The organism is Streptomyces sp. NPDC048349 (genome assembly GCF_040651925.1).
In the GTDB taxonomy this organism is placed as follows: Bacteria; Actinomycetota; Actinomycetes; order Streptomycetales; family Streptomycetaceae; genus Streptomyces.
In genome coordinates, this window is sequence record NZ_JBEZLA010000111.1 from 1 (window position 1) to 11,302 (window position 11,302).

The window sequence follows — 11,302 nt, forward strand, 5'->3', positions numbered from 1 at the left end:
GGAAGGGCAGGCGGCGCTTTGAGGTGCGGATCCCGGGGGCACGTCGGACTCGGCCTGCGGGCCCCCGGCGGGCGCCGACTGCGGGGGCTCGCCCGTGCAGGGGGCGGCCGGGCGGGGGCTGCGGCGGGGGAGGCGGGCCGGCGGTGCCCGGTACGCGGGGACGGCCGCCGGTGCCCCGGCGTTCACGCCCCCGCCGGGGCACCCCGACGGTGACGCCGGCCGGGGCGGGCCGCATGCCGCACGCGCTCCGCGCGGGGCGCGCTTCGGCCGGCCGGAGCCCGAACTCCCGCCCACGGACGCACCGGCAGAGGACGCCCCGGCCGCCCGGGGCCCCGGCCACGCACGCGGCGCGGCCCCGGGCGGCACCCCGGAGACCCGCCCCGCCGGACAGGACGACGCGGCCGCGGCCCCGGCCGGACCGGGCGAGTCCGCCACGCCCCCGCGAAGGAGCCCCCGGGCGGTCGTCGGCGAACTGATCGCCCTGCGCGCGCAGGGCCGCGGCGGCGAGGCGCACGCGCTGCTCTGCGAGCTCGCGGCCTGGCCCGCGGACCGGCTGCCCGGCCTCGCCGACCAGCTGGCCCGCGCCGGACTCGCCGCCGACTGGGCCACGCTGCTGTGGGAGGCGGCCTCCCTGCCGCCCGAGCGGCTCGCCGCGGCCGCGGCCGCCCTCGACGGGTGCGGCCGCGAGGCCGACTGCGACCGCCTGCTGCGCCAGGGCGCTGCCCGCCCCACCGCCGAGATCGCCGACGCCGCGCTCTGCCTGGGCGAGGCCGGACGGACCCGGGAGGCCGACACCCTGCTCGGTGCCTTCGTCCGGGTCCGCACCGCGGAGGAGGCCACCGCCCTCGCCCGCCGCGATCCGCAGTGGTTCGTACCGCGCCTGCTCCGGGCCGCCGGGGAGGCCTCCGCGACCCACCATCGGGACCTGGTCCACGCACTGCGGGTGGCGGGCATGACCACGGCGTAAAGCGCCCGCCGCCTGACCGCAATCGACCGCGGGGCGACGTAACTTGATCGACTACTCCAACCGCGCAACGCGGTCTTGCCCCGCGCTGTGACGAGGCCTACGTTCTACTCCCTACGGACACCGTCTACGTGCGTAGAACCCGGCGTTCCCGTCGCGAGGAGCAGCTCATGGCCCAAGTCGTCCGCGCCGCGCTGGTCCAGGCCACCTGGACCGGAGACACCGAATCGATGATCGCCAAACACGAGGAGCACGCCCGGCGGGCCGCCGCCCAGGGCGCGCAGATCATCGGCTTCCAGGAGGTGTTCAACGCCCCCTACTTCTGCCAGGTCCAGGAGCCCGAGCACTACCGCTGGGCCGAGGCCGTCCCCGACGGCCCGACCGTCCGCCGCATGCAGGACCTGGCCCGCGAGACCGGCATGGTCGTCGTCGTACCGGTCTTCGAGCTGGAGAGCGCCGGCTTCTACTACAACACCGCCGCCGTCATCGACGCCGACGGCAGCTACCTCGGCAAGTACCGCAAGCACCACATCCCCCAGGTCAAGGGCTTCTGGGAGAAGTACTACTTCCGCCCGGGGAACCTCGGCTGGCCCGTCTTCGACACGGCCGTCGGCAGGGTCGGGGTGTACATCTGCTACGACCGGCACTTCCCGGAGGGCTGGCGCCAACTGGGCCTGGCCGGAGCCCAGCTGGTCTACAACCCGTCCGCCACCCACCGCGGCCTGTCCTCGCACCTGTGGCAGCTGGAACAGCCCGCCTCCGCCGTCGCCAACGAGTACTTCATCGCCGCCATCAACCGGGTCGGCCAGGAGGAGTACGGAGACAACGACTTCTACGGAACCAGCTACTTCGTCGACCCCCGCGGCCAGTTCGTCGGCGACGTCGCCAGCGACAAGGAGGAGGAACTCCTCGTCCGCGACCTCGACTTCGGCCTCATCGAGGAGGTCCGCACCCAATGGGCCTTCTACCGCGACCGCCGCCCCGACGCCTACGGAGGACTCGTACAGCCGTGAGCAACCCGATGCCCCTGCACAGCCGCCACCGCACCGTCCTGCCCGACTGGCTCGCGCTGTACTACGACCGTCCCATCGAACTCACCCACGGCGAGGGCCGCCACGTCTGGGACGCGGACGGCAACCGCTACCTCGACTTCTTCGGCGGCATCCTCACCACGATGACCGCCCACGCGCTGCCCGAGGTCACCAAGGCCGTCTCCGAACAGGCCGGGCGGATCATCCACTCCTCCACCCTGTACCTGAACCGCCCGATGATCGAACTGGCCGAACGGGTCGCCGCGCTCTCCGGGATCCCCGAGGCCCGGGTCTTCTTCACCACCTCGGGCACCGAGGCCAACGACACCGCGCTGCTGCTGGCGACGACGTACCGCCGCTCCAACCAGATCCTGGCGATGCGCAACAGCTACCACGGCCGGTCCTTCTCCACCGTTTCCGTCACGGGCAACCGGGGCTGGTCCCCGACCAGCCTCTCGCCGCTGCAGACCTACTACGTCCACGGCGCCGTCCGTACCCGCGGCCCCCTCGCCCACCTCGACGACACCGCCTTCACCGCCGCGGCCGTCGCCGACCTCGAGGACGTGCTCGGCCAGGCCCGCGGGGGAGTGGCGGCGCTCATCGCCGAGCCGATCCAGGGCGTCGGCGGGTTCACCTCCCCGCCCGACGGCCTGTACGGGGCCTTCCGCGAGGTGCTGGACCGGCACGGCATCCTGTGGATCAGCGACGAGGTGCAGACCGGCTGGGGCCGCACCGGCGAACACTTCTGGGGCTGGCAGGCCCACGCCCACAACGGCCCTCCGGACATCCTCACCTTCGCGAAGGGCATCGGCAACGGCATGTCGATCGGCGGGGTCGTGGCCCGCGCCGAGGTGATGAACTGCCTCGACTCCAACTCCATCTCCACCTTCGGCGGTTCCCCGGTCACCATGGCGGCCGGCCTCGCCAACCTCACGTACCTCCTGGAACACGACCTCCAGGGCAACGCCCGCCGCGTCGGCGGCCTCCTCCTGGAACGCCTGCGCGCCGTCGCCGCCCACTCGCCCGCCGTACGGGAAGTACGCGGACGGGGCCTGATGGCCGGCCTGGAACTGACCAGGCCCAGCACCGACCGGGCCGACCCCGACGCGGCCACCGCCGTCCAGGAGGCCGCCCGCGAAGGCGGCCTGCTGATCGGCAAGGGCGGCGGGCACAACACCAGCGTGCTGCGCATCGCGCCGCCGCTCTCCCTCACCGTCGCCGAGGCGGAAGAGGGTGCCGAGATCCTCGAACAGGCGCTCCGCAGCATCCAGTAGGGGGACGTACATGAGCATCCGCACCCTGATCAGCGGCGGCCTCGTCGTCACGGCCGCCGACGAACTCCACGCGGACGTCCTGATCGAGGACGGCCGCGTGGCGGCCCTGGCCGCACACGGCTCGCAGGCCGCCGCGGCCTGGACGGCCGACCGTACGATCGACGCGAGCGGGAAGTACGTCATCCCGGGCGGGGTCGACGTGCACACCCACATGGAGCTCCCCTTCGGCGGCACCTCCGCCTCGGACACCTTCGAGACCGGAACCCGGGCCGCCGCCTGGGGCGGCACCACCACCATCGTCGACTTCGCCGTGCAGAGCGTGGGCCACGCCCTGCGCGAGGGCCTCGACACCTGGTACGACAAGGCCGACGGCAACTGCGCCATCGACTACGCCTTCCACATGATCCTCTCGGACGTCAACGAGGGCACGCTCAAGGAGATGGACCTCCTGGTCGGGGAGGGGGTCACCTCCTTCAAGCTGTTCATGGCCTACCCGGGCGTCTTCTACAGCGACGACGGGCAGATCCTGCGCGCCATGCAGCGGGCCTCCGGCAACGGCGGGCTGATCATGATGCACGCCGAGAACGGCATCGCCATCGACGTCCTCGTCGAACAGGCCCTGGCGCGCGGGGAGACCGACCCCCGCCACCACGGCGAGGCGCGCAAGGTACTGCTGGAGGCCGAGGCCACCCACCGCGCCATCCAGCTCGCACGGGTCGCGGGCTCCCCCCTGTACGTGGTCCACGTCTCGGCGGAGGAGGCGGTCGCCGAACTGGCCGCCGCCCGCGACAAGGGCCTGCCCGTCTTCGGGGAGACCTGCCCGCAGTACCTCTTCCTGTCCACCGACAACCTCGCCGAGCCCGACTTCCAGGGCGCCAAGTACGTCTGCTCCACCCCGCTGCGCCCGCGGGAGCACCAGGCCGCACTGTGGCGGGGGCTGCGGACCAACGACCTCCAGGTGGTCTCCACCGACCACTGCCCCTTCTGCTTCCGGGGGCAGAAGGAGCTGGGACGCGGCGACTTCTCCAAGATCCCCAACGGGCTGCCGGGGGTGGAGAACCGGATGGACCTCCTCCACCAAGCCGTCCTGGACGGGCACATCAGCCGCCGCCGCTGGATCGAGATCGCCTGCGCGACCCCGGCCCGGATGTTCGGCCTCTACCCGCAGAAGGGCACCATCGCGCCCGGCTCCGACGCCGACATCGTCCTTTACGATCCGCACGCCGAGCAGGTCATCTCGGCCGAGACGCACCACATGAACGTGGACTACTCGGCCTACGAGGGCAAGCGGATCACCGGACGCGTCGACACCGTGCTCTCGCGCGGCGAACTCGTCATCGACCGGCGCGAGTACGCCGGCCGGCCCGGCCACGGCGTCTTCGTCCCACGCTCCACCTGCCAGTACTTGTAAGCCCGTGAGGAGCCGCCCTATGGACTTCGGCCTCGTCCTGCAAACCGACCCGCCCGCCTCCCAGGTCGTGAGCCTCATGAAGCGCGCCGAGCGCAACGGCTTCCGCTACGGCTGGACCTTCGACTCCGCGGTGCTGTGGCAGGAGCCGTTCGTCATCTACAGCCAGATCCTGGCCAACACCCAGCGCCTGCACGTGGGCCCGATGGTCACCAACCCGGGCACCCGCACCTGGGAGGTCACCGCCTCCACCTTCGCCACCCTCAACGACATGTTCGGGAACCGCACGGTGTGCGGGATCGGCCGCGGGGACTCGGCGATGCGGGTCGCCGGACGGGCGCCGAACACCCTCGCCCGGCTCGGCGAGGCCATCGGCGTGATCCGCGACCTCGCCGAGGGCCGCGAGGCCGAGGTGGACGGCAAGTCGCTGCGGATCCCGTGGATCCGGGACGGGAAGCTGCCCGTCTGGATGGCCGCGTACGGGCCCAAGGCGCTGGCCCTGGCCGGGCAGAAGGCCGACGGGTTCATCCTGCAGCTCGCGGACCCCTACCTCACCGAGTGGATGGTCAAGGCGGTCCGGCAGGCCGCTACGGAGGCCGGCCGGGACCCGGACTCGATCACCATCTGCGTGGCGGCCCCCGCGTACGTCACGGCGGACGCCTCGGCCCAGGCGCTGGCCCACGCCCGCGAGCAGTGCCGCTGGTTCGGCGGCATGGTCGGCAACCACGTCGCCGACCTGGTCTCCCGCTACGGCGAGCACTCGTCGATGGTCCCGGACGAGCTCACGGAGTACGTCAAGTCCCGCCAGGGATACGACTACAGCCACCACGGCCGGGCCGGCAACCCGTCCGCGGACTTCGTTCCGGACGAGATCGTCGACCGGTTCTGCCTCCTGGGACCGGTCGAGGCCCATGTCGAGAAGCTCCGCGCCCTACGCGATCTGGGCGTGGACCAGTTCGCCGTCTACGACATGCACGACGCCCGGGAGACGACCATCGACGCGTACGGCTCCGGCGTCATCCCGTCCTTCGCCTGACGTCTGACGGCCGGCAGCTGGGGCAGAACGTGCCCGAAACCGTCGGCAGGGCCGCGGCCGGTTCCTTCCCCCGGACACAGCGGGGGAGGAAGCGGCCGCGGCCCTGCCGGCGGGACCCGAGAGCGGCGCCTCCGGGGGGCCACCGGCTATGCGGTGCCCGGAGCGTGCAGCTCGCCCGTGCGTGCCACGGCCGCGTACCAGTGTGCGCTCGACTTGGGCGTGCGCTTCAGGGTGTCGTAGTCGACGTGGATGGCGCCGAACCGCTTCGCGTAGCCGTACGCCCACTCGAAGTTGTCCAGCAGCGACCAGAGGAAGTAGCCGCGCACGTCCGCCCCGTCGGAGATCGCTCGGTGGACGGCGTCGAGGTGGGCGTGGACGTAGGCGGCGCGCTGCGGGTCGTGGACCGTGCCGTCCGGGCCGACCTCGTCGTCGTACGCAGCTCCGTTCTCGCTGACGACGAGCGGCAGCCCCGGGTAGCGGGCGGCGGTCCGGGTCAGCAGGTCGTACAGGGCGCCCGGGTCGACCGGCCAGCCCATCGCCGTCCGACGGCCCGGCGCCCGGTGGAAGGCGACCTCGTCCGCGCCGGGCCAGGGCGAATGCGCACTGTTCCCGTGGCCGTCGTCCTGCGGCCGTTCCGCGCCCGGGGCGGCGTGCGAGACGACCGTCGGGGTGTAGTAGTTGACGGCGAGCAGGTCCAGGGGCTGGTGGATCGTGGCGGTGTCGCCGTCCCGGACGAAGGACCAGTCGGTCAGGTGGGTGGTGTCCCGAAGGAGGTCCCCGGGGTAGGCGCCCTCCAGCATGGGGCCGAGCCAGATCCGGTTGCCGACGGCATCGATGCGCCGGGCCGCCTCCACGTCTTCCGGGGAGGGGGTCAGGGGGCGGACCTCGTGGAGGTTGAGGGAGACCGCGAGCCGGCCGCCCCCCGGCAGTGCGGCCCGCAGGGCCTGGACGGCGAGGCCGTGTCCGAGGTTGAGGTGGTGGGCCGCGCGCAGGGCGGCGACGGGGTCGGTACGGCCCGGGGCGTGGACGCCGGACCCGTAGCCGAGGAACGCGCTGCACCAGGGCTCGTTGAGGGTGATCCAGTGCTTCACCCGGTCGCCGAGGGCGTCCGCGGCGAGTCCCGCATAGACGGCGAACCGTTCGGCGGTCGCACGCTCCGGCCAGCCGCCCGCGTCCTCCAGCTCCTGGGGCAGGTCCCAGTGGTAGAGGGTGAGGACGGGCTCGATTCCGGCCGCGAGCAGTTCGTCGACGAGCCGCCGGTAGAAGTCCAGGCCCTTCTGGACGGCGGGACCCCGCCCGGTCGGCTGGACGCGGGACCAGGAGACGGAGAACCGGTAGGCGCCCAGGCCGAGTTCGGACATCAGGCCGACGTCCTCGCGGAACCGGTGGTAGTGGTCCACGGCCACGTCACCGGTGTGGCCTTCGAAGACCTTGCCGGGGGTGTGGGAGAAGGTGTCCCAGATGGACGGGGTCCGGCCGTCCTCGCGGGCGGCGCCCTCGATCTGGTACGCGGCGGTGGCCGTGCCCCAGAGGAAGCCGGGTGGGAAGGTGCGGACGGTGCTGAGGGGCCGGGTCTCGGACGCGGTCATAGGAGAGCGCTCCCAACGCGAGCTTGGATGATGCGGTGCGGACAGGGGGGCGAGCCGACCGGTCAGTTCTTGACGGCGCCGGCGGTGATGCCGCCGACGATGTGCTTGCCGAGGACGGCGAAGACCAGCAGCAGCGGCAGCGTGGACAGGAGCGCGCCGGTCAGTACCACGGCCTGGTCGACGGTGTGGTTGCCCGCGCCCAGGCCGGCCAGGGCGACCTGGAGGGTCGGATTGCCATCGGGGGTCAGTGCGATGAACGGCCAGAAGAAGTCGTTCCAGGCCTGCACGAAGACGAGCATCCCGAGGACCGCCATCGCGGGCCGGGCGACCGGGAACACCACGTGCCAGATGATGCGCAGACTGTGCGCGCCGTCCATCCGGGCGGCCTCCACCAGCTCCAGCGGCAACGCCTCGATGAGGAACTGGCGCATGAAGAAGACGCCGAAGGCGGCGACCAGGGAGGGCAGTACGACCGACTGGAGCTGGTCGACCCAGCCCAGGTCGGTGATGATCTGGTAGAGGGGGATCACGCTGAGCTGCGGCGGGATCGTCATGGTCGCGACCACGAGGGCGAGCAGGGCGCCCCTGCCCTTGAACGGCAGTTTGGCGAAGGCGAAACCTGCCAGGGTGGAGAACAGGACCGTGGACAGGGCCACGAGTCCGGCCACGACGGTGGTGTTGACCAGGGCCTCTCCCATGTCGACCTGGTTCCAGGCGAAGGAGAGGTTGTCGAGGAGCCGGGGGCCGGGCAGGAGCGGGGCCGGGGCCTCGACCACGCGCTCGCCCGAGTGGGAGGCGGCGACGAGGTTCCAGTACAGGGGGAAGAGGGAGACGAGGGCGGCCACGCCCAGCAGGACGTAGGTCAGCGGTCCGGCGTGGTGCTGACGGCCTGCGGACTGGCGGAAACGGCCGGCGCGGGGCGCCCTGGCGGTGGTGGTCGTGTCGCGTGCCTGGGCCATGACCTCAGCTCCCCGCCTTCCGGCGCACGTGGTCGGTGCGGCTGCTGCGGAGGCGCCTGTGGTCGCGGTGCAGGTTCGAGCGGGTGATCAGGGCCTGGATGCCGCCGATGAACAGGAGGAGCAGCAGCATGACCCAGGCGATGGCGGAGGCCTGGCCCAGCGCACCGGTCACCCACCCCTTCTCGTACATGAGCAGGCTCAGGGTCTGGAACTGGTTTCCGCTGCCGCCGCTGATGCCGACGCTGCCGCCGAAGAGCATCGGCTCGCCGAACAGCTGGGTGGCGCCGATGGTGGAGACGATGACCGTGAAGAGGATCGTCGGCCGGATGGAGGGGATGGTGACACTGAGGAACTGGCGCCAGCGCGAGGCCCCGTCGAGCGCCGCGGCCTCGTACAGGTCCTGGGGTACGGCCTGCATCGCCGCCAGGTAGATGAGCGCGTTGTAGCCCGTCCAGCGCCAGGTCACGATCACCGAAATCGCGATCTGCGCCGGCCACTTGGACGATTCCCAGGACACCGGACCGAGGCCGAACCAGTTCAGGGCCGTGTTGATCAGGCCGTAGTCGGTGTTGAAGAGCTGGGCGAAGACGAGCGTCGCCGCCGCGATCGACGTGGCGTACGGGGCGAGGACCGCGACGCGGAAGAACCCGCGCCCCCGCAGCTTGTAGTTGAGCAGATGGGCCAGGCCGAGGGCCATCAGGAGTTGGGGAACGGTCGAGATCACCCCGATGGTGAAGGTGTTGGCGAGCGCGTTCCAGAAGAACTCGCTGCTCGCCAGGGACCGGTAGTTCTCCAGCCCCTTCCACTGGGCGCTGCCGCCGAGTTCGACCCGGTGGAGCGACAGCCAGCCCGTGTAGAGCAGCGGGAAGAGCCCGAAGGCGGCGAAGGTGAGGAAGAAGGGGGCGACGAAGACGTAGGGGACCGCCTTCAGGTCGAGGCGGTAGAGAGTGCTGCGCAGGCCGCTCGGGCCGGAGGGCCGCTGCCTGCGGGATCCGGATCCGGGGTCGGCGCTGATGCCCGGGGGTCGGGGCGCGGGCGGCGGGGAGCCGCCCCCCGTCGCCCGTACGGAGGTGGCCACGGGGGCGTCCTTCCAGGTCGATGCGTCCGGTGGTGCGGGGGTGCGGGGCGCTGTGGTGGGGACGGGGACGGGCCGCCGCCACCCACGGGAAGGCCGCGGGGAGGCGGGGGCGGCGGGCCGTCGCGCCCCCGCTACTTGTCGATCTTGTCGTTGACCAGCTTCCTGACGTTCTCCCACGCCTTCGCCGGGTCGGTGCCGCGCTGCTCGATGTCGAGGATGCCGTTGTCGGTGAGGAAGGTCTTCACCTGGCCGTCCCACCGGCTGATGGGGGCGGGCGTGATGCCGGCCGCGGCCTGCGAGTAGATCCTGCCGACCGGGGTGTCGCCGAAGTACGCCAGCTTGGCGTCCTGGACGGCCGGAGAGGTGAGCGTGTCCTTGGTGGAGGGGATGTTGCCGTTCACGCCGAAGACCTTGGCGTGCTGCGCCGGTGCGGTCAGCCAGGCGGCGAGCTCGGCGGCCTCCTTGGCGTGCTTGCCGGACTTCGGCACGGCGAGGAACGAGCCGCCCCAGTTGCCGGCCACGGGCGGCGCGGCGATGTCCCACTTCCCCTGGTTCTCCGCGCCCGCCTGCTCCTTGATGATGCCCGTCATCCAGCTCGGGCAGGCGACGGTGGCGAACTTCGCGTTCTTGAAGGCCGCGTTCCAGGTGCCCTTCTCGTCGAACTGGCGCAGCTTCGCCGTCAGCTCGCCCTTCGCCGCGGCCACCGCGGTGTCCCAGGCCTTCTTGACACCGGGGCTGTTCTCGTAGTCCAGCTCGCCCTTGGCATTGGCGTACTGCACCGGCTCGCTGGAGACCACGGCGTTGAACAGGCCGCTCGCGGAGTCGTGGAAGGAGGTCCCCTCGGGGGCGCTCTTCTTGTACGTCTCGCCGGCCTGGAGGAACTTCGCCCAGTCGCCGGCCCAGAGCTTGGCCACCTCCGTGCGGTCGGTCGGCAGTCCCGCCTTGGCGAAGAGGTCCTTGTTGTAGCAGATGGCCATCGGGCCGATGTCCGTGCCGAGGCCGATGACCTTTCCGTCGGCGGTGGTGGCCTGCTTGACCTTCCAGTCGAGGAACGCGCCGAGGTCCGCGCCGCCGGAGGTCGCGAGGTCGGCCCACTTGCCCGCCATGGCGGGCCCGGTCGCCTCCGCTATGTAACCCACCTCCAGCGCTTGGATGTCCGCGAGGCCGCTGTCGCGGGAGAGGCGCAGCTTGAGCGTGTCCCAGTACTTCTGGCCGTCGGCGACGTTCGACTCTTCGATCGTGATGTTGGGGTGGGTCTTCTCGTACTCGGCATAGAGCTTGGCCCCGGTGGCGTTGTCGTAGCCGAAGGAGCCGAAGGTCCCGATCCGCAGCGTGATCTTCTCCGTGCCGGCCGCCGCGGCGTCGTCGCCGTCATCGCCGCCGCAACCGGTGAGCAGCGCCGCACCGGTCGCGACGGCGACGGCGGCGGCGACCGCGGTGAAGGCAGTGCGGCGTCCGCGTCTGCTGCTGGAAGTGCGCATTCCACTCTCCTCGTCCAAGGTGGTGCTCGTTGCCGGCGGTCCGGCGGACTGTTCGCGGCTCGGCGAGGGTCCGCCCGGACCTGGTGGGAAGGCCGTTTGTCGCACCCCTGAATGGGAGCGCTCCCACATCGCTGCCGGAAGGTTGCTGCCTGGCGGGTGCGGGTGTCAAGGGATGAACGCGAATTCGTCGCGCAGGGACGCCTGTTCGGCGCCCGCCCCTCGTGCTCGGGTGCGGACCGCCGAGGTCGAGGACGCGGGCGTGGCGCAGGGGGAGAATCAAGGATAATGTGGGAGCGCTCCCATGCGCCCGTCGGTACACACCCGGTGCCGTGGCGATGGGCGGGGCAATCATCGCGAGGGGAGTTCGAAAGTCGTGAGCGGACACCGGAACGGCAGGCCCACCCTGGAAGAGGTCGCGGCCCTGGCCGGCGTCGGCCGGGGCACGGTCTCGCGGGTGATCAACGGCTCGCCGCGGGTGAGCG

The 11,302-nt window shown here is 71.7% G+C and carries 10 protein-coding genes; 6 read left to right on the forward strand and 4 right to left on the reverse strand.

Annotated elements, in window-relative coordinates; translation table 11 throughout:
• The first annotated feature begins 94 nt into the window (after positions 1 to 94).
• The 5 genes from AB0D44_RS33270 to AB0D44_RS33290 all read left to right on the forward strand — a co-directional run bounded on the left by AB0D44_RS33270 (position 95) and on the right by AB0D44_RS33290 (position 5,713).
• The gene (locus AB0D44_RS33270; RefSeq protein ID WP_362598291.1) at positions 95 to 967 is read left to right on the forward strand and encodes a hypothetical protein; all 873 of its coding nucleotides are present in this window, start codon (positions 95 to 97) and stop codon (positions 965 to 967) included.
• Between the two features lie 167 nt (positions 968 to 1,134).
• On the forward strand, positions 1,135 to 1,977 hold the full coding sequence (locus tag AB0D44_RS33275) for a nitrilase-related carbon-nitrogen hydrolase (protein ID WP_362598294.1): 843 nt from the start codon (positions 1,135 to 1,137) through the stop codon (positions 1,975 to 1,977).
• Between the two features lie 8 nt (positions 1,978 to 1,985).
• Positions 1,986 to 3,269 carry an aspartate aminotransferase family protein gene (locus AB0D44_RS33280; RefSeq protein ID WP_362598313.1) on the forward strand — a complete coding sequence of 428 codons (1,284 nt, stop codon included), beginning with the start codon at positions 1,986 to 1,988 and terminating at the stop codon, positions 3,267 to 3,269.
• A gap of 10 nt (positions 3,270 to 3,279) precedes the next feature.
• Entirely contained in the window at positions 3,280 to 4,680 is a 1,401-nt protein-coding gene (hydA, locus tag AB0D44_RS33285; protein WP_362598297.1) for a dihydropyrimidinase, read from the forward strand.
• 19 nt (positions 4,681 to 4,699) lie between these two features.
• The gene (locus AB0D44_RS33290; protein ID WP_362598300.1) at positions 4,700 to 5,713 is read left to right on the forward strand and encodes a TIGR03842 family LLM class F420-dependent oxidoreductase; all 1,014 of its coding nucleotides are present in this window, start codon (positions 4,700 to 4,702) and stop codon (positions 5,711 to 5,713) included.
• Positions 5,714 to 5,859: 146 nt separating this feature from the next.
• On the opposite strand, the gene AB0D44_RS33295 is transcribed toward AB0D44_RS33290, so the two are convergent.
• The 4 genes from AB0D44_RS33295 to AB0D44_RS33310 all read right to left on the reverse strand — a co-directional run bounded on the left by AB0D44_RS33295 (position 5,860) and on the right by AB0D44_RS33310 (position 10,820).
• A complete protein-coding gene (locus AB0D44_RS33295) occupies positions 5,860 to 7,302 on the reverse strand; it encodes a GH1 family beta-glucosidase (protein ID WP_362598303.1) in 1,443 nt (480 codons plus the stop codon).
• Between the two features lie 62 nt (positions 7,303 to 7,364).
• A complete protein-coding gene (locus tag AB0D44_RS33300) occupies positions 7,365 to 8,261 on the reverse strand; it encodes a carbohydrate ABC transporter permease (protein WP_362598306.1) in 897 nt (298 codons plus the stop codon).
• Positions 8,262 to 8,265: 4 nt separating this feature from the next.
• The gene (locus AB0D44_RS33305; protein WP_362598309.1) at positions 8,266 to 9,339 is read right to left on the reverse strand and encodes a sugar ABC transporter permease; all 1,074 of its coding nucleotides are present in this window, start codon (positions 9,337 to 9,339) and stop codon (positions 8,266 to 8,268) included.
• 131 nt (positions 9,340 to 9,470) lie between these two features.
• Positions 9,471 to 10,820, reverse strand: a complete 1,350-nt coding sequence (locus AB0D44_RS33310) for an ABC transporter substrate-binding protein (RefSeq protein WP_362598311.1) — start codon at positions 10,818 to 10,820, stop codon at positions 9,471 to 9,473.
• Between the two features lie 373 nt (positions 10,821 to 11,193).
• Between AB0D44_RS33310 and AB0D44_RS33315 the strand changes: the two genes are divergently transcribed.
• A partial coding sequence (locus tag AB0D44_RS33315; protein ID WP_362598316.1) for a LacI family DNA-binding transcriptional regulator occupies positions 11,194 to 11,302 on the forward strand: 109 nt, incomplete at its 3' end.

Excerpts from the sequence above, each read along its gene's own strand:
- AB0D44_RS33290 (WP_362598300.1), top strand. The coding sequence starts at position 4,700 with ATGGACTTCGGCCTCGTCCTGCAAACCGACCCGCCCGCCTCCCAGGTC.
- AB0D44_RS33310 (WP_362598311.1), bottom strand. The coding sequence starts at position 10,820 with ATGCGCACTTCCAGCAGCAGACGCGGACGCCGCACTGCCTTCACCGCG.
- AB0D44_RS33275 (WP_362598294.1), top strand. The coding sequence starts at position 1,135 with ATGGCCCAAGTCGTCCGCGCCGCGCTGGTCCAGGCCACCTGGACCGGA.
- hydA (WP_362598297.1), top strand. The coding sequence starts at position 3,280 with ATGAGCATCCGCACCCTGATCAGCGGCGGCCTCGTCGTCACGGCCGCC.
- AB0D44_RS33295 (WP_362598303.1), bottom strand. The coding sequence starts at position 7,302 with ATGACCGCGTCCGAGACCCGGCCCCTCAGCACCGTCCGCACCTTCCCA.
- AB0D44_RS33280 (WP_362598313.1), top strand. The coding sequence starts at position 1,986 with ATGCCCCTGCACAGCCGCCACCGCACCGTCCTGCCCGACTGGCTCGCG.
- AB0D44_RS33300 (WP_362598306.1), bottom strand. The coding sequence starts at position 8,261 with ATGGCCCAGGCACGCGACACGACCACCACCGCCAGGGCGCCCCGCGCC.